Source organism: Rhodopseudomonas sp. BAL398, from assembly GCF_033001325.1.
GTDB lineage: Bacteria > Pseudomonadota > Alphaproteobacteria > Rhizobiales > Xanthobacteraceae > JARJEH01.
On record NZ_CP133111.1, the window covers coordinates 2,548,837 to 2,574,044 of the forward strand.

General features: G+C 62.8%; 31 protein-coding genes. 12 read left to right on the top strand and 19 right to left on the bottom strand.

Features of this window, described 5'->3' with window-relative positions:
- Window positions 1-117: 117 nt before the first annotated feature.
- Both recA and RBJ75_RS12145 read right to left on the bottom strand, forming a co-directional pair.
- On the bottom strand, window positions 118-1,209 hold the full coding sequence (gene recA / locus RBJ75_RS12140) for a recombinase RecA (RefSeq protein ID WP_080901192.1): 1,092 nt from the start codon (window positions 1,207-1,209) through the stop codon (window positions 118-120).
- Window positions 1,210-2,162: 953 nt separating this feature from the next.
- Window positions 2,163-3,050: a DDE-type integrase/transposase/recombinase gene (locus tag RBJ75_RS12145; RefSeq protein ID WP_044416212.1), complete on the bottom strand. Its 888-nt coding sequence runs from the start codon at window positions 3,048-3,050 to the stop codon at window positions 2,163-2,165.
- Window positions 3,051-3,397: 347 nt separating this feature from the next.
- Here RBJ75_RS12145 and RBJ75_RS12150 point away from each other — a divergent pair, with 347 nt between their 5' ends.
- A complete protein-coding gene (locus tag RBJ75_RS12150) occupies window positions 3,398-4,138 on the top strand; it encodes a P63C domain-containing protein (RefSeq protein WP_201776332.1) in 741 nt (246 codons plus the stop codon).
- On the opposite strand, the gene RBJ75_RS12155 is transcribed toward RBJ75_RS12150, so the two are convergent.
- Window positions 4,135-4,374 (bottom strand): hypothetical protein, encoded by a 240-nt coding sequence (locus tag RBJ75_RS12155; RefSeq protein WP_044416209.1) that lies wholly within the window; start codon window positions 4,372-4,374, stop codon window positions 4,135-4,137. The genes RBJ75_RS12150 and RBJ75_RS12155 overlap by 4 nt on opposite strands.
- The gene (locus RBJ75_RS12160; RefSeq protein WP_152647839.1) at window positions 4,367-4,582 is read right to left on the bottom strand and encodes a hypothetical protein; all 216 of its coding nucleotides are present in this window, start codon (window positions 4,580-4,582) and stop codon (window positions 4,367-4,369) included. Before RBJ75_RS12160 ends, RBJ75_RS12155 begins: the two co-directional genes overlap by 8 nt.
- A gap of 183 nt (window positions 4,583-4,765) precedes the next feature.
- On the opposite strand from RBJ75_RS12160, the gene RBJ75_RS12165 reads away from it, so the two are divergent.
- Window positions 4,766-5,008 carry a hypothetical protein gene (locus RBJ75_RS12165; RefSeq protein ID WP_152647840.1) on the top strand — a complete coding sequence of 81 codons (243 nt, stop codon included), beginning with the start codon at window positions 4,766-4,768 and terminating at the stop codon, window positions 5,006-5,008.
- Window positions 5,009-5,433: 425 nt separating this feature from the next.
- Here RBJ75_RS12165 and RBJ75_RS12170 read toward each other — a convergent pair whose 3' ends face one another.
- Window positions 5,434-5,616: a hypothetical protein gene (locus RBJ75_RS12170; protein ID WP_044414389.1), complete on the bottom strand. Its 183-nt coding sequence runs from the start codon at window positions 5,614-5,616 to the stop codon at window positions 5,434-5,436.
- A gap of 1,051 nt (window positions 5,617-6,667) precedes the next feature.
- Here RBJ75_RS12170 and RBJ75_RS12175 point away from each other — a divergent pair.
- The 3 genes from RBJ75_RS12175 (at window position 6,668) to RBJ75_RS12185 (ending at window position 7,821) form a co-directional block, all read left to right on the top strand.
- Window positions 6,668-7,048, top strand: coding sequence for a hypothetical protein (locus RBJ75_RS12175; RefSeq protein ID WP_044414383.1), 381 nt, complete (start codon window positions 6,668-6,670; stop codon window positions 7,046-7,048).
- A gap of 255 nt (window positions 7,049-7,303) precedes the next feature.
- Complete coding sequence (locus tag RBJ75_RS12180) at window positions 7,304-7,540, top strand: hypothetical protein (RefSeq protein ID WP_152647776.1); 237 nt, start codon at window positions 7,304-7,306, stop codon at window positions 7,538-7,540.
- Window positions 7,537-7,821, top strand: a complete 285-nt coding sequence (locus tag RBJ75_RS12185; RefSeq protein WP_044414378.1) for a hypothetical protein — start codon at window positions 7,537-7,539, stop codon at window positions 7,819-7,821. The genes RBJ75_RS12180 and RBJ75_RS12185 overlap by 4 nt, the downstream gene beginning before the upstream one ends.
- A 46-nt stretch (window positions 7,822-7,867) precedes the next feature.
- Here RBJ75_RS12185 and RBJ75_RS12190 read toward each other — a convergent pair whose 3' ends face one another.
- Complete coding sequence (locus tag RBJ75_RS12190) at window positions 7,868-8,101, bottom strand: DUF6894 family protein (protein WP_044414377.1); 234 nt, start codon at window positions 8,099-8,101, stop codon at window positions 7,868-7,870.
- 180 nt (window positions 8,102-8,281) lie between these two features.
- Window positions 8,282-8,962 (bottom strand): Crp/Fnr family transcriptional regulator, encoded by a 681-nt coding sequence (locus tag RBJ75_RS12195; RefSeq protein ID WP_044414375.1) that lies wholly within the window; start codon window positions 8,960-8,962, stop codon window positions 8,282-8,284.
- Between the two features lie 491 nt (window positions 8,963-9,453).
- Here RBJ75_RS12195 and RBJ75_RS12200 point away from each other — a divergent pair, with 491 nt between their 5' ends.
- Complete coding sequence (locus RBJ75_RS12200; protein ID WP_044414370.1) at window positions 9,454-9,669, top strand: hypothetical protein; 216 nt, start codon at window positions 9,454-9,456, stop codon at window positions 9,667-9,669.
- Between the two features lie 32 nt (window positions 9,670-9,701).
- Here RBJ75_RS12200 and RBJ75_RS12205 read toward each other — a convergent pair whose 3' ends face one another.
- Window positions 9,702-9,944 carry a hypothetical protein gene (locus tag RBJ75_RS12205; protein ID WP_044414367.1) on the bottom strand — a complete coding sequence of 81 codons (243 nt, stop codon included), beginning with the start codon at window positions 9,942-9,944 and terminating at the stop codon, window positions 9,702-9,704.
- A 259-nt stretch (window positions 9,945-10,203) separates the two neighbouring features.
- On the opposite strand from RBJ75_RS12205, the gene RBJ75_RS12210 reads away from it, so the two are divergent.
- Together RBJ75_RS12210 and RBJ75_RS12215 are read left to right on the top strand one after the other, a co-directional pair.
- Window positions 10,204-10,668: a PaaI family thioesterase gene (locus RBJ75_RS12210; protein ID WP_044414365.1), complete on the top strand. Its 465-nt coding sequence runs from the start codon at window positions 10,204-10,206 to the stop codon at window positions 10,666-10,668.
- Between the two features lie 144 nt (window positions 10,669-10,812).
- Window positions 10,813-11,052, top strand: coding sequence for a PilZ domain-containing protein (locus RBJ75_RS12215; RefSeq protein WP_044414362.1), 240 nt, complete (start codon window positions 10,813-10,815; stop codon window positions 11,050-11,052).
- 8 nt (window positions 11,053-11,060) lie between these two features.
- Here the strand turns inward: RBJ75_RS12215 and RBJ75_RS12220 are convergent, their stop codons facing one another.
- Both RBJ75_RS12220 and RBJ75_RS12225 read right to left on the bottom strand, forming a co-directional pair.
- Window positions 11,061-11,426, bottom strand: coding sequence for a hypothetical protein (locus tag RBJ75_RS12220; protein WP_044414360.1), 366 nt, complete (start codon window positions 11,424-11,426; stop codon window positions 11,061-11,063).
- A gap of 245 nt (window positions 11,427-11,671) precedes the next feature.
- Window positions 11,672-13,216: a caspase family protein gene (locus RBJ75_RS12225; protein ID WP_044414062.1), complete on the bottom strand. Its 1,545-nt coding sequence runs from the start codon at window positions 13,214-13,216 to the stop codon at window positions 11,672-11,674.
- On the opposite strand from RBJ75_RS12225, the gene RBJ75_RS12230 reads away from it, so the two are divergent.
- Window positions 13,188-13,562: a hypothetical protein gene (locus RBJ75_RS12230; RefSeq protein WP_317529031.1), complete on the top strand. Its 375-nt coding sequence runs from the start codon at window positions 13,188-13,190 to the stop codon at window positions 13,560-13,562. The genes RBJ75_RS12225 and RBJ75_RS12230 overlap by 29 nt on opposite strands.
- A gap of 9 nt (window positions 13,563-13,571) precedes the next feature.
- On the opposite strand, the gene RBJ75_RS12235 is transcribed toward RBJ75_RS12230, so the two are convergent.
- Both RBJ75_RS12235 and RBJ75_RS12240 read right to left on the bottom strand, forming a co-directional pair.
- Window positions 13,572-14,231, bottom strand: a complete 660-nt coding sequence (locus RBJ75_RS12235; protein ID WP_044414068.1) for a DsbA family oxidoreductase — start codon at window positions 14,229-14,231, stop codon at window positions 13,572-13,574.
- Between the two features lie 107 nt (window positions 14,232-14,338).
- On the bottom strand, window positions 14,339-15,091 hold the full coding sequence (locus RBJ75_RS12240; protein ID WP_044414087.1) for an SET domain-containing protein: 753 nt from the start codon (window positions 15,089-15,091) through the stop codon (window positions 14,339-14,341).
- A gap of 254 nt (window positions 15,092-15,345) precedes the next feature.
- Between RBJ75_RS12240 and RBJ75_RS12245 the strand changes: the two genes are divergently transcribed.
- Complete coding sequence (locus tag RBJ75_RS12245) at window positions 15,346-15,642, top strand: hypothetical protein (protein ID WP_044414071.1); 297 nt, start codon at window positions 15,346-15,348, stop codon at window positions 15,640-15,642.
- Between the two features lie 304 nt (window positions 15,643-15,946).
- On the opposite strand, the gene RBJ75_RS12250 is transcribed toward RBJ75_RS12245, so the two are convergent.
- From RBJ75_RS12250 to RBJ75_RS12265, 4 genes are all read right to left on the bottom strand, one after another.
- A complete protein-coding gene (locus RBJ75_RS12250) occupies window positions 15,947-17,602 on the bottom strand; it encodes a fumarate hydratase (RefSeq protein ID WP_044414074.1) in 1,656 nt (551 codons plus the stop codon).
- A gap of 97 nt (window positions 17,603-17,699) precedes the next feature.
- Entirely contained in the window at window positions 17,700-18,374 is a 675-nt protein-coding gene (locus tag RBJ75_RS12255; RefSeq protein ID WP_152647771.1) for a hypothetical protein, read from the bottom strand.
- 86 nt (window positions 18,375-18,460) lie between these two features.
- A complete protein-coding gene (locus tag RBJ75_RS12260; protein ID WP_044414077.1) occupies window positions 18,461-18,703 on the bottom strand; it encodes a hypothetical protein in 243 nt (80 codons plus the stop codon).
- Window positions 18,684-18,959, bottom strand: a complete 276-nt coding sequence (locus RBJ75_RS12265) for a BrnT family toxin (RefSeq protein ID WP_044414079.1) — start codon at window positions 18,957-18,959, stop codon at window positions 18,684-18,686. Before RBJ75_RS12265 ends, RBJ75_RS12260 begins: the two co-directional genes overlap by 20 nt.
- 168 nt (window positions 18,960-19,127) lie before the next feature.
- Between RBJ75_RS12265 and RBJ75_RS12270 the strand changes: the two genes are divergently transcribed.
- Window positions 19,128-19,601, top strand: coding sequence for a hypothetical protein (locus tag RBJ75_RS12270; protein WP_044414082.1), 474 nt, complete (start codon window positions 19,128-19,130; stop codon window positions 19,599-19,601).
- A gap of 199 nt (window positions 19,602-19,800) precedes the next feature.
- Complete coding sequence (locus tag RBJ75_RS12275; RefSeq protein WP_152647772.1) at window positions 19,801-19,995, top strand: hypothetical protein; 195 nt, start codon at window positions 19,801-19,803, stop codon at window positions 19,993-19,995.
- Window positions 19,996-20,338: 343 nt separating this feature from the next.
- Here the strand turns inward: RBJ75_RS12275 and RBJ75_RS12280 are convergent, their stop codons facing one another.
- The 3 genes from RBJ75_RS12280 to cckA all read right to left on the bottom strand — a co-directional run bounded on the left by RBJ75_RS12280 (window position 20,339) and on the right by cckA (window position 25,089).
- Window positions 20,339-21,076, bottom strand: coding sequence for a glutathione S-transferase (locus tag RBJ75_RS12280; RefSeq protein WP_276156443.1), 738 nt, complete (start codon window positions 21,074-21,076; stop codon window positions 20,339-20,341).
- A 110-nt stretch (window positions 21,077-21,186) separates the two neighbouring features.
- On the bottom strand, window positions 21,187-22,194 hold the full coding sequence (locus tag RBJ75_RS12285; RefSeq protein ID WP_044418473.1) for a Tim44 domain-containing protein: 1,008 nt from the start codon (window positions 22,192-22,194) through the stop codon (window positions 21,187-21,189).
- A gap of 333 nt (window positions 22,195-22,527) precedes the next feature.
- Window positions 22,528-25,089 (bottom strand): cell cycle histidine kinase CckA, encoded by a 2,562-nt coding sequence (gene cckA / locus RBJ75_RS12290; RefSeq protein WP_276156441.1) that lies wholly within the window; start codon window positions 25,087-25,089, stop codon window positions 22,528-22,530.
- Window positions 25,090-25,208 lie beyond the last annotated feature (119 nt).

A 25,208-nucleotide genomic window follows, 5' to 3' on the forward strand; every position in this document is an offset into this window, starting at 1 on the left:
GCCGTCGCATGACGCTGCCGTATCGCGCCGGCGCAGTGGCCGACAATCTCAAATGGAAGGTGCGGCAGGCACTGCGGGGCATCGGCAACAGACCCCCACGGCGCCCGCCGCGAAACCTCAATCCTCGGCCGGCTCTTCGCCCTCGGCGTCGCGCTCCGGCGAACCCGCCAGGATCTGCTCGGCGATCAGCCCGGAATTCTGCCGGATCGAGACCTCGATCTTGGCGGTCATCTCCGGATTGGCGCGCAGGAACGCCTTGGAATTCTCGCGCCCCTGGCCGAGCCGCTGGCTGTCATAGGAGAACCAGGCGCCGGATTTCTCGACAATGCCGGCCTTGACGCCGAGATCGAGGATCTCGCCCAGCTTGGAGACGCCCTCGCCATACATGATGTCGAATTCGACCTGCTTGAACGGCGGCGCCAGCTTGTTCTTGACCACCTTGACCCGGGTCTGGTTGCCGATCACCTCGTCGCGCTCCTTGATCGCGCCGATGCGGCGGATGTCGAGCCGCACCGAGGCGTAGAATTTCAGCGCGTTGCCGCCCGTTGTGGTTTCCGGCGAGCCATACATCACGCCGATCTTCATCCGGATCTGGTTGATGAAGATCACCATCGTATTGGACTTGTTGATCGAGGCGGTGAGCTTGCGCAGCGCCTGGCTCATCAGCCGGGCCTGCAGGCCGGGCAGCGCGTCGCCCATCTCGCCTTCGAGTTCGGCGCGCGGCACCAAAGCGGCGACCGAATCGATCACCAGCACGTCGACCGCGCCGGAGCGCACCAGCGTGTCGCAGATCTCCAGCGCCTGTTCGCCGGTGTCGGGCTGCGAGATCAGCAATTCATCGATATTGACCCCGAGCTTGCGGGCATAGACCGGGTCGAGCGCGTGTTCGGCGTCGATAAAGGCGCAGATTCCGCCCTTCTTCTGGCCTTCGGCGACGGTGTGCAGCGCCAGCGTGGTCTTGCCCGAGGATTCCGGCCCGTAGATTTCCACCACCCGGCCGCGCGGCAAGCCGCCGACGCCGAGCGCGATGTCGAGCCCGAGCGATCCCGACGAGATCGTCTCGATATCCATCGAGCGATCGTTCTTGCCGAGTTTCATCACCGAGCCCTTGCCGAACTGCCGCTCGATCTGAGAGAGCGCGGCAGCCAGGGCCTTGGTCTTGTCCATGGAGGATCCTTCGACGATACGCAGCGCAGTGGGGGCAGCCATAGTGAGCTCCTTATGAACGGGATTCGCCAGTGGGACAAACGGCGGCGGACAAAGCCAACAGAAAACAATGTACCCCATTTGTTCTAAGTTCGCAATATGTTCTTTTCGGGAGAAATGGTAGTGTCTCAGTTTGAAAACTGAACTTTTTGCTTAGGGGTTGCGCGGTTGGGTTGCATCACGCGTCTTTGCTGATATTTAGGTCGCATAAATAGGGCGGCTGGCTATGAATACTGTTGTCTATATTTTCCTAAGGTTATTTCTTTGGTGCTTTGGTGTAGCGATCCCCCTGTACCCAACTCTGAGAGAGGCTCCAAGCTATGCCAGATGGGATGACCCTCTCTGGTCGGTTGGAATGGTCAACGATGCTGGCTTATTCAGAGATCTCTTTTTCGTGATAGGTCCAGCATCAGCCATAGCGCTTAGCACCACGCTTGAATATCTATGGACCCACGTTATCCTTCCGAAAAAGCAGATCGTTCCGGCGTACTTTGGGGGGTTGACCGCTGTCTTGGTGCTTCTAAATTTCGTAGTTCTGCTGTCTGGGTTCATTGGGTTTTTGGCCCTGCCAGCTCCATCTGCTCACACTGTACTCGGGCCGCCAGCCCTGTCGCTATATTCTTGGGTGATCGGGCTTGGTCTGCTTGTTTCTTTCGGAACAGAGATGTTGATGGCGGTATCTAATGGAAGGTTCCAGAATAGCGGCCCCGACCACGACACAAACGGCTGAAATAATGCAGCTTGCGATTGAAACTTATGAACTCGTTAAGTCGTTGTCGCCACAAATGTGAAGACGAAAGGAGGGTGCAATGAGTGCTCCAATCTTAATTCTTGCTGTCGAAGGTGCGCTTATCGCGGTTGGTGCGATGCTCGTAGGCATTCACCTTGTGGCTCCGCTGAAGACCCGCGAATGGCTCAACCGGCTATATAAACGGCGACTGCACTATAGATGACAATTAAGGCCACCGAGTTGGTGGCCTTAATTTTTTCTGCGATTTACGACGGTCCCTCGCATCAATAAGCGCAACGATATCCTCCATATCCCAGAGCTTATTAGAAACGCCGGCAGCCATTGCCGGTGCGACTTTCAGCGCCTTATGGATTCGGCAGAAATTGTAGAACATGAAGTAGAGCGCCAGCGCATGGCAGTGGTTGTCGATCTTCTTTGAGAAGGCGTTGGTCAGCCGTGTGAACCGGCGCATTCCCATCCGCATATTGAGGTTCTGGCGTTCAACGTAGGACGTTGAAACGTGCTTCACGTCCGGGTCGCCGTCCACCTTGACCTTCTTGGTGCCGGTGCATTGTGCCGGGCTGTAGCGGCGCTCGTCGCCCCGACCTTCCGGCGCTCCGAACATCTTGATCAGCATGGCGTAGTCAACGCCATCGTTGCCGAACGCTTCCTGAACCGCGTCCAGATACAGCCGCAGGCCGTCCGTGGTCAATTGCATCCGGGTTTTTACTCGGCTTTGCAAATCTTCCATGATGCGTTGTGCGCTCTCCGCATCGCGCCCGCCGACCGCCCATGTGCAGATGAGCTTGGTGTCAGCATCCAAGGCCGTCCAGGTCCAGACGTTGCCGGCGCCTTCCGGAGCGGCTTTGGCGTCCTTCACGTTCTTGTCCTTGGAATAGCAGAACGACCAGATTTCATCGCACTGGACGCGCTTGCAAGTCAGCCCCCGCACATACTGGTCGTGGTAGGCGGCGCAGACCTGACCGGCATCTACCAGCAGTTTTGAAACCGTGTTGATCGACACGTCGCAAACACGCGAGATCGATCGCATCGAGCTTCCCTCGCAGAGCATCGAGAGGATTTGGACACGGGTTTGCAGGGGCAAATTGTTCATGCCCCGAGTATCTGAACTTTTATGCTTAGCGTCAAGCAATATCATAGCAAGCATACTAATTTTTTTATGCTTGCTGAATGATGGGTTCTCGGGCTAAATGCAAGCATTGCAAAACTGAAGGATGCTTGCATGAACGATAAACCTACGGACCCACGTTCCAAGGGCGGCATTGCTCGCCGCGACGCTTTATCCCCTCGGCGCGGGCCGCGATTGCAAAGAAGGCTGCCGCAGCCCGCTGGGGTGTAAAAGCCAGCCATAAGGGCAATTTCCAAGAACAGCTTGGCGTTGATGTCGAATGTTACGTTCTTGAAGACGAACAGAAGACGGCTGTTATCAGCCAAACTGGCATGGGCCGCGCGCTTGGCCTGTCGTCACGCGGCAATGCCTTGCCTCGGTTTTTGTCCAACCAGGTAATGATCGAAGCCGTCGGCGCCGAAGTTAAGGGAAAAATCGAAAATCCTCTTAAATTTCAATGGGCCGACCTCGGCGCCGGCACGCCCCCTGTAACGGTCCACGGCTTCGAATCTTCCCTCTTGATCGACATCTGCAATGCAATCATTGCATCCGAAAAACAGCTCGGGGATCGCTACGCTAACATTGCTCGGCAAGCCCATATCATCGTGGGTGCTTCGGCACGCCTCGGCATCCGAGACCTTGTTTATGCTCTTGCCGGGTACAACCCCACCACTGAAGAAGTTATTGCTGCGTTCAAGCTATACGTGGCAGAGGAAGCAAGAAAATATGAGCCTGAATTTCCAAGCGAACTATACGTCCAGTGGCACCGTCTCTATAACCTTGCGGTGCCAGATCGCGGCAGACCATGGTATTTCAAATTTCTGACCGTCGACCACGTCTACTGGCCTTTGGCCTCAAGTAGCGGCCACATCCTCGAACTAACGCGTGCGCAAAAGGCCGCGCGGAACGAGCGCAGTAAGAAACTCCACCAATTCCTATCAGAGGTAGGCGTAAAAGCTTTGCGTCAGCACCTTGGTCAGTTGCTGGGCATAGCCCAAGTGTCCGCTGATAGGGCAGAATACGAGAAGCACGTTCGCAGGATATTCGGCACTCAGCATGAAATGGATATCTAGGCTTTACCGCCCCAGCGTTTCGCAGCGGCCTTCTTGGCGATCTCCGACCGCTTCTTAGCCGTCATGCCAGCCGCCCGCGCCTTGCCGCCCATGCGCCCCAGCGCCACGGCGGCGGCGTTCTTGCCGTCCTCGGTCTTGGCCGATTCCTCGATTTCCCCGGTGGCGATCCGGGCAACCATGACGGCAGCGCCGATCACGTCGGCGGGGCGCTTCTCGCCTTTAGGGCCTCTAGGCATCAGGATTCACCTCAAATGGCCCTAAGCCGACGCCGTTTCGCGTAATCTGTAGACGAACGCGACGAACGCCATTCTCGGTAAGCCACGTCATGGCGCGCATTATCCCGAGCGCCTTTGCGGCGTTGTCGTCGTCGGCATCGGCGACGTCTATCGGCCCCAAGTCGCGGTAATCGTCCCAATCAAGAAGGACGGCACTGTAATTCGGCACACACGCCTCCTGCTTTCCGCTAAGCATAACACGGTGGCAGGGCTGGCGAAACCGTCCGTCAAGTGGGAATATTTTCAAACTGAGACACTACCGGAGAAATACCTTGCGCCTTAATTCGCGCCATGGTTGAGATCTGACGGAACTCTATCCTCGCGCGCAAGTTGGTGTTGCGAAGGATAATCCATGACAGGCTCGGATCAATTGCGCAGCGCGCGGCAGCTGCAGCTGGAACGCGACCGCGCGCGGTCGGAGGCGCTGGTGCTGGCGATCTGCGAGAGCGACCATCGCTGGGGCGCCGATTGGCTCGCCCAGCTTGCCGGCAAGGTCGGCTGGATCGGCCGCGGCCGATCGGCGGCGCCTGATCGCGCGACCGCTGCCCAACGCGACGGCGCGCAACAGGCTGGCTGCCGCGAACGTGCGGGATGAGCCAGCAAGCTTTGCCGCCTGGACCGCGGCCGCCCCGTCGCGACCCGCAGCTCCGCGTGCCGCTCGGCCTCGTATGATCACGGGGTCAGTCGCAAATCCGACATTGTCACTGGAAACTGACACATGGCGGCAGCATTGTGCGGACATGACCAGTGAAACGAGTGAAGCGTCGTCCCCAACTTGCGATCTCTGCCGCAGTCCGATGGAACTGCTCGGGCGCCTGCCGCGGCGTGGCATCAAGCCCACCGTCGATGTGTTCCGGTGTGCCGACTGCAAGACCGTCGTGTCCGAGCAGCGTCTCTAGCGCAGGATGACTTATCTTCGAATCGTCATCCCGCTCTCACTTGTGTTCGAGCATGGTCTTTTCCGAAATCGGGATCCACGTTGCGGGATCACGCTGTAGCCGCCCGGGCCCTGGCGCGGCCTCATTTGGTCCGTTCGAGGCCCCACATGATCGCCAGCATGATCGGAACCGAGATCGCGGAAAATTTCAGCCATGTCAGCACGCCGGCCCCGACGCCGCGGCGGAAGGCACCGAGAATCCGATAGGTCACGATGATCCAGGGCAGAACCAAGCCGACAAGAATTGCATAAAGATACCAGGTCATTCAGAGCGTCCCGCCAGATCGGCTGCCGGCGCCATCGCGATGGCGCCGGCATTGTGCCGGCATTGTAATGAGCCGCGCCGGCGCGACCAGCCATCCGTTGGGATGACACCCGCCGCACCCGGCCTGGTAATTTTTCCAAATGCGCCGCAACAAAATGAGCAAAATTGAGCAGATAATCGGCGGCGACTTGAGCACCATCATGCCGATTGGCAGCTTGGCGTTGCAAGCTTGGCCAAAGCCAGGACCAAGACCAGAACAGCCGGCGGGGGCTCCGATCCTCACGCCGGTCTGGCGCCTTGATGATGTCCGGTCGCAATCGCGCCGGTCTTGTTTGGTCGTGACCGTGCACGCCCCCGCGCGGTCATGCCCTGGATCCTCCGGGCTGACCGCCGCTCGCCCGGGGGATCCCACTCTCCTGCGCCTCGCTCGGGGATTGACCATTCCGCTGCTGCTCAATGGCGACATGACGGAAGCACACGGCAGCGATCATCGCCAACCCGTGGATCGCCCTCATTGCGCCCACGCCGCTCGCCACAATGGTATTTGATATTACGCAATGCGCCCCTCGGCCTGCCGGCTAATTTGAGCGTCGTCATTGCCGAACTTTCTAGAGGTGGGGAGTTCCGACGCTGACCGAGAGCCCCGGACATGGCCTCGTTCGGGGCTCTTTGACTCCCGCTGCCGCGGGTCATTTCATCCGGTCTCGTTGAAGCCAGTCCGCGGTTCGGCTGGCGCCGTTATGGCCCACCCTGGCAGGCCATCGCGGCGACACGGCGCCATGCCGATTTGACCAAGACCGGGGCGGGTGCTTGTATTCTCATCGCTGTCGGCGCCACGCCGCGGCCGGCGAGCGGTTGCATGCCGGCGACCTTCGAGACGTTCGACCGCCGCGGTTCGGGGGTCACATGTGTGCCGGGTCCGGAATGGTGGCCGTCGCGACCGCGCGCAACTCACCAAAGCATCATCAGAAGCGACCGGGCAATTGCGGCCCAGTTCGCCCGACAGCGTATCGTGTCTCTGACCACCGCAACGTCTGACAAGGGAGTAAGGAATGCGTGTTCCGACATTGATCGTCTTGCTGACCGCCGCCGTCGCACTCGCCGGCTGCAATGAAGGCTCAGGGGCGCCGGGCCCCAAGGGTGAACAGGGAATTGCCGGACCGCCCGGCCCCGCCGGTCCCGCCGGGCCTGCTGGCCCTGCCGGACCCGCCGGCAAGGACGGCGGCACCACGCTGCGCACCACGACGTCGACGAGCTGCTCGGCCGACGGCTGTCCGAGCGCCTGCGCCAGCGACGAGACGCTGATCTCGGCGATCTGCGTCGGCCCGACCGGCGCCAAATTCAGCGACACGCTGGCGATCGAGAACGGCGTGATGACGGCCAAATGCGGGCCGAGCTACACCAGCATCGCGCTGACCTGCGCGAAGAATTAATCAGCGCCCGAAGATCACGGAGGCCGCCATGCAGGCGGACTCCGTGACGCGGCACGTCCTGCTTGCGCTGCCAATCGCCGTCATGGCCGGATCATCGGCGCCGCCGCTGCGGCTTAACCGGCGTAATCATACCAGCACGATTTGCCTCGCTTTCGCGCGCGAGGTGATCGACAGTCGGGCGTCGTCGCAACTGCTGATTTGGTCCGCGGCGACGACAAGCGTGTTGGTCACCGGCTCCGTTCGAGGACAAGCATCGTGCCAAATCACGTGCATAATCACTTGCCGACCCCAACCTGCACGCATCATCGGACCACCGAGATCCGATGCCTGACCTGCCGCCAGCCGATGCGGCTGCTCACCACCGAACCCAGCCTGCCGAATTTCGAACTGCGCAATTATGGCTGTCCGCATTGCGGCACAGACGAGCGGTTCCTGATGTCGATCGAGGCCGCGGCAGGCGCCTCGATCGGCCAGGCGACAAGCTCATCATGACGGCCCGGCTGGGCGCGGCCGGCAAGGCCGCGCGTGCCGGCGTGATCGAGGACCGTTTCCTTGATCTAGATCAAGTCGCCCAAGGCGGCGTGGCGACTATTAGACCAATGGCTCATATCCTTTTCCGTTGTCCTCGGACGAACATGAACGTCCAAACATGGCTGGCGGATGAGCCGCCGTCCGGCCAATCCAAGGCCTTCGAAGCCCTGGATTGTCCGGCTTGCACCCAGTTGCATTTCATCAACCGCACGACCGGCAAGCTGCTGGGCGAGAAAAAGTGAGCGCTCGCCGGCTTGGCCGGCTTCGACGCGCCGCCGGCGATCCGGCTTATTCGTGCTGTTCGGCGATGACCCGAAGGCTCAGCAGCGGCTTGCGGGTGTCGTCCGTGACATCCATGCGCAGCACGGCGCCGGGGGCAACCGCGTGGTTGATCTCGCGCAGCAATTCGCCGGTCGATTTGGTGGCCTCGATCCAGGCGGACTCGAGATCCGGCAGATCGATGCCGTCATGGTCGGTGTTGGTGCGATCGGCGTTGCTGACGGTGAAAAAATAAAGTGGCATCTGCTCAGACCTCGGCGGCCTCGCGCCACGGACCGCACATTGATCGACGCGGTTCGGCCAGTCTGTTCAAAATTGCACGTCCTAGTCAGACCGTTTCCAACAAGGTTACCGGCCGGGCTGCCCCCGGTTGTGAGAGCCGCGGTCCCACACTTGCCGTTGGCCGAAGCGCCGCGATGCCGCTCATTCATAATTCGCGCTGCTCTTGTCGCTTTCGATTCGCGGCTTGTCGTGCAGCACCGCGTTGAGCAAAGAGGTGTGAACCTCGATCCTGCCATTGTAGCTGATGAAGCCGAGCTTGCGGAACTTGTTCATGAAGAAGCTGACGCGCGAGCGCGTGGTGCCGATCATGTCGGCCAGCGTTTCCTGGCTGATCTCGACCAGGATGTGACTGGTTTCGCCTTCCTTGCCGAAATTGGCGAGCAGCAGCAGCAGCCGAGCCAGCCGCTTCTCGCTGGAATTGAACAGCTGATCGACCAGGTCTTCTTCGATCCGACTGTTACGCGCCAGCAGATGGGCCAGAAACATTTCCGCCATCGCCGGCTCGCGATGGATGGTGTCGATCAAGGTGGCGACGTTGACCATGGTGATCTTGCAAGTCTCCATCGCGGTGGTGGTGGAGAGGCGCAGTTTCTGGCCGTTGAGGCAGCCTTCGCCGAAGAACTGTCCCGCTGACAATATCCCGACCACCGCCTCCTTGCCCTGTTGCGACACGACGGTGAGCTTCACCTTGCCGTGCTGAATATAAAGCACCGTGTCGGCGACGTCGCCCTGGGCGAAGATGGTCTGGTTCTTTCGAAAATCCAGAATGGTTTTGCCCGCCCCCACATGGGCGAGGAAAATCTTGGGCTGGAAAATCTCCATAGCGGCACTCGCGGACTGACCGCCATCATGTTGGTCAAATCGTAAGATGAGTCTGTGCATAATTGGACACATCGTTCATTCGCAGCACCGTCTGCAAAACCGTCGATCAGATCATTCCGGAACTGCGCGGTCGCGCGCGGCTTGCCATGATGTGAATTGACGCCAAGAGGGTTAGAGTATGCAGATCAGCAAAAAACCGTCGCCCGCAGGTCACGCCGCAAAGCCGGCGCCGGACCGGACGCAGCAGCAGGCCGCAGCAACGATCCGCCTCGCCAGACCGACGGCGGCGATGAAACGACGGGCGCTCAAGAAGAAGCCATGCCAGGCCGTCACGCCGCCGCATTAGGCCGTCGGTCACCAGATCGACGCATGGGCGACGATTTTCCGCATCCCGCCAACATGGCGCCGAATTTCGAATTGCCACGGCAGCGAACAGCGCGCTGGATCGATGATCGGCGCCATGCCGCAACCGTGAGCGAAAAGGCAAGGCCATGTCGGATCGAATCGAGACACTGAAAAAAGCGCGCGCCCGCATGGTCGAGGACCAGGACGCCTTCGTCAAAGTGCTCGCTGCGCCGTTCGATCGCGGCAATGCCGAGCGCGCGCGGCTGAAATTCATCGAGATCCAGCAGCTGATCGATGCGATCGACCGGGCGATCACCGGCGAGCGCGCCAACGCGGCATCAACCGTTGGCGATGTCAACTGACGGCGTGATCACGCCGGCGCAGCGATGGCGGGTCAGCGTCGGCCGTTCTTCGGCGCCGCGGCGCCGCGCACATTGCCCCACGGATCGGTCGATCCCTTGGCGTCGGGAATCTTGCGCAGCGAATCCCGATAGGCCTGCTCGCGGATTCGGTCCTGCTCTTTTTCCTCGGGAGTCTTGTGGGTGATCTCCGGCATCAGGTTGACGTTCGGCATCTCGGCAAAGGCCGGTCCGGCCAGCACCGCCAGCATCGCGGCTGCGCACAACAACAGTCTCATCAGTCAACTCCCTCGCGGCGGCTCCGCCAGATAGGCAGGGCCAAGCCCGTATGGTCCAAATCGGCCATCGGCGGCGCACATGACGATCAGATCGCCTGCGGCCTCAACCTGTCCACGCGCTGCCCCGGCGACCATAAGGGATGCACCATGGCGTTTTCAAGCCATGCAAAACTGCGCCGGATGGTGGACACTGCGAGAATTCGAACGACCACGGACCCGGATCAACCCGGCGCCGGGTTCAACAGGGGAAGCGGCCAGAATGACATCGGAGCAGTTGCAGGCAGAATTCGACATCGACGAGGCCAGGCGGGTATTGGGCGAAGTATTCGCACCGTGGGTCCAGGACCTCGGGCTGACGGTTGCCAGCATCGAGACCGCGCCGCCGCCCGGCGCCGGCGCCGACTGGCAGCCCGGCGCGGTGCTGCGCATGGGGTTTTCGCAGCGGCTTTGCCGCAAAGACGGCATCGTCTGCGGCCAGGCGCTGATGGCGCTGGCCGACACCGCGATGGTGATCGCCATCATGGCGGCCAACCGCGGCTACCGGCGGATGACCACGGTCGATCAGACCACGCATTTTCTCAAGGCGGTGGTCGCCGCCGACGTGCTGGCGGAAGCCCGGGTGGTCCGGCTCGGGCGCACCATGAGCTTCGGCCGGGTGACGCTGGCCAGCGCCGCCGACGACAAGACCGTGGCGATGGTGTCGAGCGCCTTCGCGATGCTGTGATAGCGGGGTTCGAACCGTCGCCGGCCGCACGCAGTTGGTAAACCAATCCTGAATCGGAGGCGCTGCAGGCCGGCGATCGGATTCAATTGTCCGCAATCCGGTCATGCCAGATTGGGGAAACTTCCACATAGCCGGACCATCACGATGATCGAGAAACGAGCAACGCCCAGGCACAGAGTCTTCAAGCGCGGCACCATCGCCTTTGGCGGCGGCGGCTTCGATTGCACGGTTCGCAATCTGTCGGCGAATGGCGCGCGGATCGAGGTCGCAGGCCCCGTCCACCTGCCCGCGACATTCATGCTGGTGATCGAGTCCGATCAATTCATGCGGCGATGCCGTCCAGTCTGGAGCCAGAGCCAGCGGATCGGCGTCGCCTTCGAATGAAGCCGGCGCTAATTCCGATAGTTGAAGATCCAGATTCCGCCGTCGCTGGCTGACTGCACGCGCACCTGGATCGGACTGTTGCGATCGTCGAAGTCGCCGACCCAGCCGATCTCGAGATCGACCCCGCCGCGGCGCCGGGCGTCCTGGATGCGCCCCTTGAAATCATCCGAGTTCATGCACGGCGCGACCGCGTCAAAAAAATCCAGGCCGAGCGCCGGCCGGCTGCCATAGCCCGACTCGACCGCTTCGGTGGTGTTGTAGACCGCGACAATGCCGGCTGAGTCCAATTTGATCACGCCAAACGGCAACGCATTGATCTCGCCAAGGCTGAGTGTTTCAACCCGTCGCGCCAAATCCGGTTTGCTGAACATCATCGTGCCATCTGCGGATTCTCGGCCCAATACTGGGCCGCGCCCAAATTGGCGCGTGATGCATCAGTGTGTCACGCTTTCTCCGCTTCGCGCCAGCTCGGATCGCCGCCCCCCGCAGAGGCATCCTGTCGCGCCCGGTCCGCCCGGCTGGAGCAATTCCGGTTCTGATAGATCAGAACCGGAGCTCTAGATTCTTATTTTGACGCGTTTCTTTACGCGAACCGGTACCCACTTCGCTCGAAAACGCTCTAGTAGCGGCCGATGCTCTGGCCGCGCCCGCCGCCGCGACCACCACCGTCATAGCTGCCGCGATAACCGCCGCGCGGAAAGCGAATGATCGGACCGCCGCCGATGATCGGCCCCGGATAAATACGAGGAGGACGCCGGACGACCACGTCGTCATCGTAATAATCATCATCCGGCTGCGCCCTGCCGCGCGGCCGCGTCGCGCGCGGCTTCGACCGATCGTCGCGCTCGACCTGCGGCTTGGTCACTCGTCGCTTCGGCCGGTCAGCGCGCTCGACCTGCGGCCTGGCCTTGGGCAGATCGACCTTCTTCTGCAGCACCGGCGGCGTCGGCGGCGGGCCGCATGGGCAGGTCAGCGCGGCGGTGCTGGCCGCGGCGTTCGGCGCCGCCAGCACGGCGATGGTGTTCGGGCGATTGCGGGTGCGCTCCTCCAGCTTGCGCGCGGTCGCGGTCAGATCGCTGTCGGGATATGCGTCCAGGAACGCCCGATACGCCGCGCCGGTGTTGGCGAGCACAGCGTTGTTCCATGCGATCATCCGCGCCCGGCGTTCGAGCCATTCCCTGGCCTGCGGAGCAAACGGCTTGTCGCTGTACAACTCCACGAAGGCCTCATAGGCCGGAGCCGAACCGTCATAGACCACCAGCTCGTTGGCTTGCTGTGCGCTCTTGCCCTTCAACGCCGCGCGCCATTGCTCGACCGTGCGCTTGGCGCCGGGCTCGTTGTCGGCGCGTTGCTGATCGTCCGCCGCCTTGTCCGACACCGGCTTGGGGTCGGATTCGCCGGCGCCGAAGAAACTGAAATCGTTGACCAGCGACGAACTCTCCCACGGCGTCTGGCGACCGTCGGTGGCCTGATTGACGGCCAGCCGCACCCGTTTGAAGGTGTCCTCGATCGGCAGCCCCGGCTCGCGCCCGGCCTTCAGCAGCGCGGTGGTGTAGGGGCTGTTATCGCCGGACCCATCTTCGGCCTCGGCGCCCGGCGAAGTCGAGAACGCCAGCAGCGTGCCGGCGGTGCCGAATTTCACATCGACATGCGCCAGGCCGCGGCCGGCGGTGCCGTTGATGGCGGGAAACGGATTGTTGCGGCAGGCATCGAGCAGGATGATCCGCGTCTTGCTCGGCACCGAGGTCAACGTATTCAGGATGTCATTGAGCCGCACCGCCTGCAGCGGAATATCGGCCTCGCGCTGGGGATCGACGTCGATCGGCACCAGATAGTTCTCACCGTCGATCTGCAGCCCATGGCCGGCATAGAACATCAGCGCGATGGTGTCCGGACCCTTGGCCGCCACTTTGGCGGCGAAGTCGCTGACCTGCTGGCGCAGCTCGATCTGCGACAGATCCGACGCCGAGGTCACCTCGAAGCCGGCATCGCCGAGCATCTGCCCGATCGCCTTGGCGTCGTTGGCGGGATTGGGCAGCGCCGTCACCGCCCGATAGGCCGATTGGCCGATCACCAGCGCGACCCGGCTTTCCGCCAGCGCCAGATCGCCGCCGAACATCATCCCGGCCGCGAGCGTGGCGCCGCAAAGCATCGAACGAAACATGCCCTCACCTCCTGCTTCACCTTGGTCGGGGCCAGCCGGGATCCGGTTCATGCGCGATTGGTCGCAGTACAAAGCCGTAACCGCCCGCAAGCGGTTCCCGGCACCGCATCAACAATCCGCGGTTCATATGACCAGTCAATTTGCCGTCGACGACCCGCGTTGCTTGGCCAGTCTGCATTCGATTTGCAGTTGGCGCGATCGGCGGCGCCGTCGACCGCGTTTCCTCTTCAAGATCGGCATCGACGAGGGTTTCGCCAAATGCTCGCCCGGCGTGCCGCTGATCGAACTGGCGCTACGCAGCTACAATCTGGCGCGCGACATCGTGGTGCAGTTATTGCGGCGCTGAGCCGACCAGCTACTCCGCCGCCTCGGCGTTGATTTCCGCCGAGATCTGACGGATCGCGCGGGCCAGCTTCTGCGGGTCCTGCGCGCCCGACACCGCGTATTTCTGCGCGAACACGAAGGTCGGCACGCCCGAAATGCCCTTGTCGGCGGCGTCCTTGGCCTGCGCCGAGATCAGCTCGACATCCTCGTCGGTGGCGAGCCGGGCGCGGATGTCGTCGGCATCGAGCCCGCAATCGGCCGCGGCCTGCACCAGCACATTGATATCGGTGAGATCGCCGCCGTCGCGGAAATACAATTCCATCAGCCGCTGCTTGACCGCACCGGATTTGCCGGCCGGGTCGGCCCAATGGATCAGCCGGTGGCAATCGATAGTGTTGGGCTGACGCTGGACCAGTTCCGGATGATAGGACAGCCCCTCCTCCTCGGCGGCGGTGACGACGCGGCCGGCGATCTCCTTATAGGCCTCGACCGAACCGAATTTCGCGGTGAGATATTCATCGCGCCCGATGCCCTCGCGCGGCACCCAGGGATTGAGGAAGAACGGCCGCCAATTGATCTCGACCGGCACCTCGGGCGCCAGCGCCAGCGCGTTCTCGATCCGGCTCTTGCCGATATAGCACCACGGGCACACCACGTCGGAGACGATGTCGATCTGCAGCGCTCGGGTCATGGCCGTCTCCTCTTGTTGTTCATCGAAAGGATAGGCGGCGCATGGCGACCCGGCAAGGCCGCTCAGCCAGTTCCGCCCGGATCGGCCGCGGCCCGATCACCGACAGTCTAGGCCGAGGCCTGCGATTCGGCGGCGGCCTTGGTCTTGCCGGAGGACTTGGACTTGCCGGAGGACTTGGACTTGCTGGCGGTCTTGGCCTTACTGGAAGTCTTGGCCTTGCTGGGCGTCTTGCCGCTGGCCTCGGTCGCCTTGACCTTGGTCGCTTTAGCCTTTGCCCCTTTAGCCTTTGTCGCTTTAGCCTTTGTCGCTTTAGCCTTGGCGGTCTTGGTCGCGTCCGTAGCCTTGGGTGCCGGTTTGCCGGCCTCGCGCGCCGCCTTCTTCGCCGCCTTCTTGTCTTCCTTGGCCTTCAGCGCCGCTTTCTCGGCGCGGGCCTCGGCCTGCTTCTTCTTGCGCTTCTTCTCGCAGGCATCGCATTTGCAGCCGATCGGCTTGAGATATTCCTTGAAGTAATCGGTGCCGTAATCGTAGTTGATCTCTTCGCCCGGCTCGATGTTCTTGATGGCGCGGATGATGATCCGGCGCTTGCGCACATTGACATCGGACTCGGCGTTGGGCTTGCAGGCGTGGTTGATGTAGCGCGCGATGTTCTTGCGCACCGAGCCGTCGACGGTCCAACGCTTGTTGATCTGGAACAGATATTTGTTCTCGACCGCGTCGTCCTTCTTCTTCTTGCAATCCAGCATCGGCCCGAAATAGCGGATGATCTTGGTGCCCTTCTTGATCGGCGCGGTGGCGAACAGGCCTAGGCCGGTCTTGGCGCGGCCAACGCGGTATGGCTTCTTCGGCGACGAAACGGGCATGATCGGGGAACTGACACAGCTGATGAACAGGAACGCGAAGCGCAATTCTAAAGCGATTCCGCAGCCAATGTCAGTCCTATCGCGGCGATGTTGTCAACCTTCCCCAGCTTGTCGCGGTCCATTGCGAAGTTCTGGCGCGGACGCCGCCGTGGCCAAGCGCCGCGCAGATCGCCCTTGTTCGCGGCGCCCGCGCCATATTAAGACGGGATCGCCCGCAACCATAATGGTTGGCGCGGGCCGAAGGGGAGAGACAGATGGCGGTTGACGGAAACTGGAAGATCACCATGAGCACGCCGATGGGCGAACGCCAGGCAGACCTGACCTTGACCAGCGACGGCGGCACGCTGACCGGCACCCAATCGGCCGACGGCGACAGCGGCGAGATCTTCGAGGGCACCGTGAGCGGCGACGACGTCGCCTGGAAGCTCGCCATCGTCAACCCGATGCCGCTGACGCTGAGCTTCACCGGCACCGTCGACGGCGACATGATGTCGGGCGAAATGGGCATCGGCCCGATGGGCAGCTTCCCATTCACCGGCGTGCGGGCGTAAGGCGCCACACGCTTTTGCGTGGCGCAGGGAGGCGCCACGACCTGCGAAGTCATCACCGGGCTTGACCCGGTGATCCATCGCTTCAAGTGATGGATGGTCGGCTCAGGCCCGGCCACGAAGGAGGTGGAGGACGCGCCGCCGCGCTTTGCGCCAACACCGCATTCCACCCTCATGGTGAGGAGCGCGCTCTTTGCGCGCGTCTCGAACCATGAGGCCAATGTGGTGCCGACACGCCTCCTCATCCTTCGAGACGCCCGTCTGCGCCCTTCGGGCTGCGCCGGGCTCCTCAGGATGAGGAGCACCCTCACCCCAGATTCAATTCCTTGAAGAAATCATTGCCCTTGTCGTCGATGATGATGAAGGCCGGGAAATTCTCGACCTCGATCCGCCAGATCGCCTCCATGCCGAGTTCGGGATATTCCAGCACCTCGACCTTGCGGATGCAGTTCTCGGCGAGGTTGGCGGCGGCGCCGCCGATCGAGCCGAGATAGAAGCCGCCATGTTTCTTGCAGGCCTCGCGCACCGCGACCGCGCGGTTGCCCTTGGCGACCATCACCATCGAGCCGCCGGCCGCCTGGAACTGATCGACGAAACTATCCATCCGTCCCGCCGTGGTCGGCCCGAAGGCGCCCGAGGCATAGCCCTCCGGGGTCTTGGCCGGGCCGGCATAATACACCGGATGGTTCTTGAAATAATCCGGCAGCGGCTCGCCCTTGTCCAAGCGCTCGCGCAGCTTGGCATGGGCGGAATCGCGCGCCACGATCATGGTCCCTGTGAGCGACAGCCGGGTCTTGGTCGGATAGCGCGACAGCGTCGCCAGAATGTCTTTCATCGGCTGGTTGAGATCGATCTGCACCACCTCGCCGCCCAGCGCTTCTTCGACCGCCGGCAGATATTGCGCCGGATTGTGCTCGAGCTGCTCCAGATAGACGCCGTCCTTGGTGATCTTGCCCAACACCTGGCGATCCGCCGAGCATGATACGCCAAGCCCAATCGGCAGCGAAGCGCCGTGGCGCGGCAGCCGGATGACGCGGACGTCGTGGCAGAAATATTTGCCGCCGAATTGCGCGCCGACGCCGAGCGACTGCGTCATCTTCAGGATCTCCTGCTCCATCTCCAGATCGCGAAACGCGTTGCCGTATTCCGAGCCATGGGTCGGCAGCGCGTCGAGATATTTCGCCGAGGCCAGCTTCACCGTCTTCATCGTGGATTCCACCGAGGTGCCGCCGATCACGATCGCCAGATGATAGGGCGGGCACGCCGCGGTGCCGAGCGTCAGCACCTTTTCCTTGAGGAACGCCAGCAGCCGGTCGCGGGTCAGCACCGAGGGCGTCGCCTGGAACAGGAAGCTCTTATTGGCCGAGCCGCCGCCCTTGGCCATGAACATGAATTTATAGGCGTCGTCGCCCTCGGCATAGATCTCGCACTGCGCCGGCATGTTGTTGGCGGTGTTCTTCTCCTCGAACATCGACAGCGGCGCGACCTGCGAATAGCGCAGGTTGCGGCGCAGATAGGCATCGCGCGCGCCCTCGGAAAGCGCGGCCTCGTCGCTGCCGTCGGTGATGACGTTGAACCCCTTCTTGCCCATGATGATCGCGGTGCCGGTGTCCTGGCACATCGGCAGCACGCCGCCGGCGGCAATATTGGCGTTCTTCAAAAAGTCGAGCGCGACGAATTTGTCGTTGGGGCTGGCGTCCTTGTCATCGAGGATATTGCGCAGCTGCTGCAGATGGCCCGGGCGCAGATAATGATTGATGTCGCCAAACGCCGCCTCCGACAGCGCCCGCAGCGCCTCGCGCTCGATCACCAGCATGTCGCGGCCGAGCACTTTTTCGACCCGAACGCCCTCGGTGGTGATCTTGCGATAGGGCGTGGTGTCCGGCCCGAGCGGAAACAGCGGGGTGTGGCTGTAGGGCGGAACCGGGGTGGCGGCGGCGGGAATCGGCGTGGGGGCGTTCATGGGCATGCCTCGATAGGGAATTTGCGCCCCTGTCTAGGCGGTTTTGCCGGGGTTTTGAAGGGTTCAAATGCGACGGCCGACGCGGCCCTCGAAGGCGTTAACGTCGCCCACCTGCGTCATTCCCTTCCATCGCCACTGGGGGAAACCACCGCCCTGCGGCGCGCCGTCGGGCGAGCTCGGCCACCACATTCTCATGTTTACGATCTAGGCTCTCAAGATAAATGGTCTCGGCGTCCTCCCAGAACGCTATGATTGCGGCAACGAAGTCACGAAGATGATCGAGCGAGACCATCGGAGTCGTAATTTGTGGATTAAGCCAAAAGTCCGGCCGGAGCTTCCGGAGAGCCTTCTCAGAGGCGCCTCCACCATGTCTGGCGACGTTTCCGAGCAGGTTAAGCTCGGTCAGTTTGGGATGGCTGGGAAAGGCACTGAGAGGGATTTGGCGCAATTCCGAGAATGCATTCTCGACTTTCTGCCAGCTTGTATGTTGAGCTTGCTGCTCACATTCGTCACCTGGGCGCAGCTGCGACGCGCAGGCCTGGAGATAAGTCCGCAATTGCCTTTCCCACAGCGACTGCACGGCCAGACTGGACGCCAGTAGAGTCTCGCATCGAACTACTTCCATGTCGCTCAGGGCGAATGGCGCCCATCCCTCTGCGCTTTGCGCAAGATCACTGATACTTGTCTCGATCGCCAAGAGCGCCGGTGCAATCACATTCTCCAGATAGTTGTGAAGCGTTCGAGGATAAAATACAGCATAAATATCAGCCATGCATGTACGCCAAATGAACGGCCGTTCGGCCATGGTTACATCAGATAGCATTACTGTCGGAACCTCGGGTCCAGCTACGATCGAATTCATCCCTTCTCTTCCTGCTTCTCCGCATAGGCATCGACCAATGCGCGGATCATGCGCTGATACGGCACACGGCGCTTCTGCGCGGCGCGCTTGAAGTAGTCCACCGAACGCTGCGACAGGCTCAACGTCACCTTGACGTTGTCCTCGCGCAGCGCCAACCTATCTGGCGACGGCAGAAAATCTTCGACCACCCTCACTCGGCCAATCTCGCCCTTGCTGTATTTAACCGTTGGCTTCTTCATAGATTGCCTTTCCTTTTCGCCAATAACCGGCACCGAAAATCCTGATCACGCCGTTGCGCCAAGTGAAACGAACCGTCAGGATGCCGCCCTCGACCTGCCCGAAACAGAAGTACCGCGGCTCATTCAAGCTGTGATCGAGGTCTTCGGCAATCACACGCCAAGGGTCCAAAAATGCACGCTGAGCCAGCTCGAACGCGACGCCATGCTTGGCTCGATTGAGCCGATCTTTCGCTGGATCCCACTCAAAATCGGGCATCGCCGACTCTCTCGACCATACAATATACCATACGTTTATATGGCTGGAAAGATGGCAGGTTGACGTATCCATCCGCCTGCGACCGCGCATGCCACCCGCCGCTGCCAATTTGCTTTCCCCGTACGCCGCTGTAAGACGTAACAAGGGTTGCGTCGCGTGGAGGACTTAATGGCTGGATTTCGATCATCGCCGGCGCGCGCGGCGTTGCTCGGCGCCGGCGCGTTGCTACTTGCCGCCGCGCCGGCCCGCGCCGATCGCTGCGACGATCTGGCCAAAGAATTGAGATCCCAGATCGACGGCATCACGATCGGGCGCACCGCCGCCAATGTGATCTATCTGTCGCATCCGGCGGCGAAGCAGCTGCGGCTGGGTTGCCGCAGCCGCCGCGTCAGCAACGAGATCTATGGCGCCACCGATGCGCGTAAGCCGTCGCCGGCGTTCCGGCAATTGATCGCCAGCGCCGCCGCGATCGTGTTCACGATCCCGAAGCCGGACACGCTGCGCGGCGTCAATCGCTGCCTCGGCCGCCTCGGACTACTACGTGGCAACGACATCACGACGCGATTCCGCCGGCTCGACATGAATTGCACCCGCTCCAAGACCGGCGCCACCGTGACGATTTCGCGCGGCAGGGACGAGTAGCAGCCCGTCCCGGCACGGTTCATCCGGCCGACGGTCCCGGTCGATCGCATTTGAGCGGCATTTGAACAAGCGCAGGCGCGCAAATTTCACCAGCCGGCCCGATATCGCCGCCTTGGGCCGGCGCGGCGGCCTATTGTTCATGACTATTCGCCGCCATGGCGCGATGATGATCGGAGCGATGCAAAGCAAGGATAGTATGATGAGTAGCATTTCGAGCGTCACGTCGTCGCCGCCGCCGAAGCCGGTCAAGGCCACCGAGCCGCAGCGGCCGGCCGTCAAGGCCGACACCGCCGACAAGGATGCCGACAAGGTCAAGGACGCGTCCCGCACGCCGCCAGCGCAGCCGGCGCCGTTGCCGCCCGGCCAGGGCACACGGGTCAACATCTTCGCCTGATCCGCCGGATTCGCCTGCGATCGGAGCCCCGCCTTGCGCGGGGCTCTGTCGTTTGGGCCATCGGCACATCGATTTCGTTCGGGGACAGTGGACATGAGCGGGCGTCATTGGATCAGAGCGATCGTCCATTGAGTCGAGACGCTTGAACCGCTCAAACCAAGCACGGTCATTCCGGGGCGCGAACAGCGCAGCTGTGAGCGAACCCGGAATCTTGCTGACATGCATTGCCTTGCCGCGAGATTCCGGGTTCGCTCGGCCTGCGGCCTCGCGCCCCGGAATGACAGACGCAAGGCCATGCACCTTCGCAGCACCCGCCGGCTAGATGCGCCGAACGGCCGCGCGATCAGTCGCGGTCGAGCGGTTTGTAGTGCCGGAAGATGCCGTCCTCGTTGAAGGCGATGCGGCGCTCGCTGGCGAGATAGGCGGCGATATTGGGCTGCTGCGCCACCTTGTCGTGCAGCGCGACGAGGCCGGGGATGGTGCGTTCGAAGCGCTCCATGCGGTTAGGAAAGGCGTAGCGCAGCCCGGCCACGATCTGGAACAGCGACAGGTCGACATAGGTCAACCTGCGGCCGGTCAGGTAAGCGCCGCCGCTGCCGGCCTGCAATTGCGCGAAGTAGCCGAGATATTTCGGCACGCGCTGCTGCCAGAATTCGGCGCTGCGTCGCTTGGCGGCGGCGCGCTGGTCCTCGTAATACAAAGACGGCCCGAGCGGATGATGGCTGTCGTGAATTTCCGCCACCAGATCGGCGATGGTGAGCTGCAATTGATGCAGCCACATCTGTCCGGCCGCGGCCTTCGGCGCCAGGCCATGGCGCGCGCCGAGATAGAGCAAGATATTGGCGGTCTGGCCGATGACGAGCTTGCCGGCTTTCAGGAATGGCGGCGCGAAGGGCGGGCCGCCATTCGGCCCGGGCTTCACACCGGCCTTGGTGCCGGCTTTGGCGTCCATCATCCGCATCATCGCGCCGCTGTCGTGGCGCGCCACATCGTCATAATCGGCGCCAGCCTGTTCCAGCGCCAGGCGCACGAATTCGCCGCGGCCCTGAATGCCCGGCCAGTAATACAGCTCATAGCGCATCGGCGATCCCCTGCTCCGGCGTCCGGCAGGGTAACGCAAAGCGGCTGCGACGTTTCCAAAAAAAAGCGCCGCGGTTTTCACCGCGGCGCGCATGACGACATGCAGTCGGCTCAGGCTTGCTCGTCGCCGGTCTGCTGGATCGCCGACAATTCCCAATCCGAGCCGCGGCGGCGCGCGAAGGTCCAGACCTCGGTGGCCTCGATCGGGGTCTCGCTGCCATCGACCAGGCGGTTGGTGCCGCGCTCGAGCGTCTTGTCGATCAGAGAGAACCGCATCGCCACGCTGGCATAGTCGGTTTCACCCTCCCGCCAGGCTTCGGCGAGGTCGCCCTGCAGCAGCTTGACGTCGGAGACCTTGTTGATGTCGTTGTTCTTCTTGTTCTCGGCCAGATCGGCGCTGAAATACGACACCATTTCGGGGGTCGCCAATTCGTGCAGCTTGCCGATATCCTCGTCCGACCAGGCCGCCTGGATCTCGCCCAGCAGCTGTTCGAATTTCTCGTAATCGGCCGGGCCGATTTCCAGCGGCGCGGCGGCCGGTGCGTTGCTGCCAAAGCCGAAGCCGGAGCCGAACCCGGCCTGCTGGCTGGGAGCGGGACCCGTAGCGGGGCCAGCGGCGTTGTTGGCATAGGCCGGCGACGCGGCGCCCTGTTTGCGCCGCTGCCACCAGGACATCGCCAGCCGCGCCACGATCACGATCAGGCCGATCTGCAGGATCAGCCCGATGATCGAGGACAGTCCGCCGAGGCCGCTGAACATGCCGCCACCGAACAGCATGCCGAGCAGGCCGGCGCCGAGGAAGCCGGCGGCGAGGCCGCCGAGCATGCCCATGCCGGGCCGGTTGAACATGCCGCCCTTGGCGGCGGCCCCGGCACCGGCAGCACCGGTCGCCGCGGTCCCCGGCTGGGTGATGGTGCGGTTGAACGGCTGCGCCGCGCTGGGCGCGGTATTGGTCTTCGGCGGCGCCGAGAAGGTCCGCGCGCCGCGCGAACCCATGCTGGAGCGACCGCCGATTCGGGCCTCAGCCGCGGACGAAAGCGTCAGCATCAACGGCAGAGCCAGTGACATAACCACGGCGATTGCACCGACAATGCCGCGCGTGCGATGCGCAAATTTCATAAAATTCCCTCAATCCCCGGCAGGGGGAAGCGACGCTAATGTGGGCACTGTCGGGCGAAAGTGAAGCCGGCATAACGTCTCAGGGCTGCGGCCCTCGGTCGCGGGCATCAGGAGATGGCGACCGGTAGCTTCTGATCCTGAGAATCTGACGCAACAAACCAAGCTTGATGGCGTCATTGCGTGCCGAGGTCGGGCGCGCAGCGCCGTCCGAAGGCGAAGCAATCCAGGAATGCGCGGCGAAGCCTGGATTGCGTCGTCGCTGCGCTCCTCGCAATGACGGCGATGGAGACCGGCGCGCGACAACTGAAGATCGGCGCGCTGCTCACCATGAGGCTATTCCAGCGCCATCGTCTCCTTGACCTTGGCGACCAGCGCGCTGAGCGCGAAGGGCTTGGCGAGGAAGGCGAACTGGTCGGTGGCGCTGAGCATGCTCTTGTCGAAGGCGTCCTCGGCGTAACCGGACACGAAGATGATCTTGAGATCGGGGTTCTTGCCGCGCATCGCCTTCAGCATCGTCGGCCCGTCCATTTCGGGCATCACCACGTCCGAGACCACGAGGTCGACCGCGCCGTCCTGCGCCTCCAGCACCTCCAGCGCCTCGATGCCGTTCTCGGCCTCGAGCACGCTGTAGCCGCGCGAGCGCAGGCCGCGGGCGTTGAGCGAGCGCAGGCCCTCTTCGTCCTCGACCAGCAGGATGGTGCCCTGCCCGGTCAGATCGGCGGCGCGCTGCCTGGCCTCGGCCGGTTCGATCGGCGCGGCCGTGTCGGCCGCGGCCTCCGGCTGCTCGGCTTCCGCTTCGGCATGATGGCGCGGCAGGAAGATGTGGAACGTGGTGCCCTTGTCGGCCTCGGACTCGACATAGACGAAGCCGCCGGTCTGCTTGACGATGCCATAGACCGTCGACAGCCCGAGCCCGGTGCCCTTGCCGACCTCCTTGGTCGAGAAGAACGGCTCGAAGATCTTGTCGACGATGTCGGCGGGAATCCCGGTGCCGGTGTCGCTGACGTCGATCCGCACGTAATCCGCCGCCGGCATGCCCTTGTGGGACAATTGCTCGGCTTCCTGCGCGGTGACATTGGCGGTGCGGATCGTCAGCCGGCCGCCGAGCGGCATCGCGTCGCGGGCGTTGACGGCGAGATTGACGATGACCTGCTCGAATTGCGAGATATCGGCCTTGACCCGCCACAGATCGCGGCCGTGCAGCATTTCCAGCGTCACCTTCTCGCCGATCAGCCGCTTCAGCAGCCGGTCGATGTCGCTCAACGCCTCGCCGAGGTCGAGCACCTGCGGCCGCAGCGTCTGCTTGCGCGAGAATGCCAGCAGCTGCCGCACCAGCGTCGCGGCGCGGGTGGCGTTCTGCTTAATCTGCATGATGTCCTGGAACGACGGATCGGTCGGCTTGTGGGCGTTTAGCAGGAAGTCGTTGGCCATCATGATGGCGGACAGCACATTGTTGAAGTCATGGGCGATGCCGCCGGCGAGCTGGCCGATGGTGTCCATCTTCTGCGCCTGGTTGACCTGGTTCTCCAGGACCCGCCGCTCGGTGGTCTCCAGGATGTAGACGATCGCCACTTCAGAATCGCCTTCGTCCTCCAGCACCGCGGTGACGAAGAACTGGCCCCAGCGCTCGCGCGCGCTTTCCAGCATCGCTTCGACCGGGGCGATGTCGCCCTGCCCCTGCGCGGCCTGGGCGATCGCGTTGACCAGCAGATGGCGGTCGCGGTCGTTGGCCGCGGCGAGGATCGACTTGTTGACGGCCGGGTTGAGGCTCTGCGCCAGCTTGGCGAAACGGGCATTGGCCAGTACCACCGCGCCGGCCTTGTCGACGGTGGCGATCGCCATCGGGGTGTGGTCGAAGAACCGCACGAAGCGGACTTCGGCGGCGCGCTGCGGATCGAGCCGCTCGTCGCGAGCCCGGCTGATCACCAGGGTCCGCGACGCGCCGGGGGCGCCGTCGGCGCCGAATGCCAGCTTGTGATACAGCCGCGCCGGCATGGTCTTGCCGCTGCGCATTTTGAGGTCGATGTCGAACACCTCGGTCTTGACCTCGCCGGGCTCGGGCGGAATCGAAGTCAACAGCGCGGCGCCGTCGCCGGAGACGATGTCGCCGAGCTTCAGCCCGCCGGAGCCGATCTCGGCCAGATCGTGGTCGAGCCAGTTCGCCAAGGTGGCGTTGACATAGACCAGGTTGCCGGCGGCATCGACCGAGAAGAACCCGCAGGGCGCGTGGTCGAGATATTCGATGGCGTGCTGCAATTCCTGGAACACGTCTTCCTGGCGTTCGCGGTCGCGAGTAATGTCGGCCAGCGACCATACCGAATATTTCGACTCGCGCGTGGTGGTGCCAAGGGGGCGCACCCGCATCCGCAGCCAGCGGCCGTGGACGCCGTCCGGACTGGCGACGCGGACCTCTTCCTGCTGGCGCTTGCCTTCGCGCGCCGCCTTCAACAGCCGGAACACGGCCTCGGAGACGTCCGGATTGCCGATGAAGACCCGCTCCACCGGCCGCGCCTCCTCGCGGTTGGCCGCCCCAGTCAGCGACAGATAGACTTGGTTGGCATAGATCACATGGCCGCGGGAATCGGTCACCGCCAGGCCGTCGAAGGCGTGATCGGCGATCGGACGCATGATCGGGTCGTCGGCGGCGCGGTCGGCGAAGCGCACGATGCCGGCCGCGAAGGCGAACAGCATGAACAGGCCGACCATCGCCAATAGCGCCAACAGGCCGAGGATGAACGGCTGCGCCTCGGCGCGGCCGAGCGTCATCAGCGCCACCGCGGCGGCGACAATGGCGCCCGCCACCACCAGGACCAGCACGATGCTGCCGCCGCGTCGCGGTGACTCCTGAGCGGTGCTCAGCGCCTCGGACGAACTGTCGTGGTCGTTGCTGGTCATGAAACCGAACACATTTCCTGGCGCGGGCGCTGCGCCCGCCGCCCCTTGAGTGCCTGAATCGGAGCCGCCAAGGCAAGCGGATCGTGTGGCGACCGGGCGCAATCCGGCCGCATTGTTAA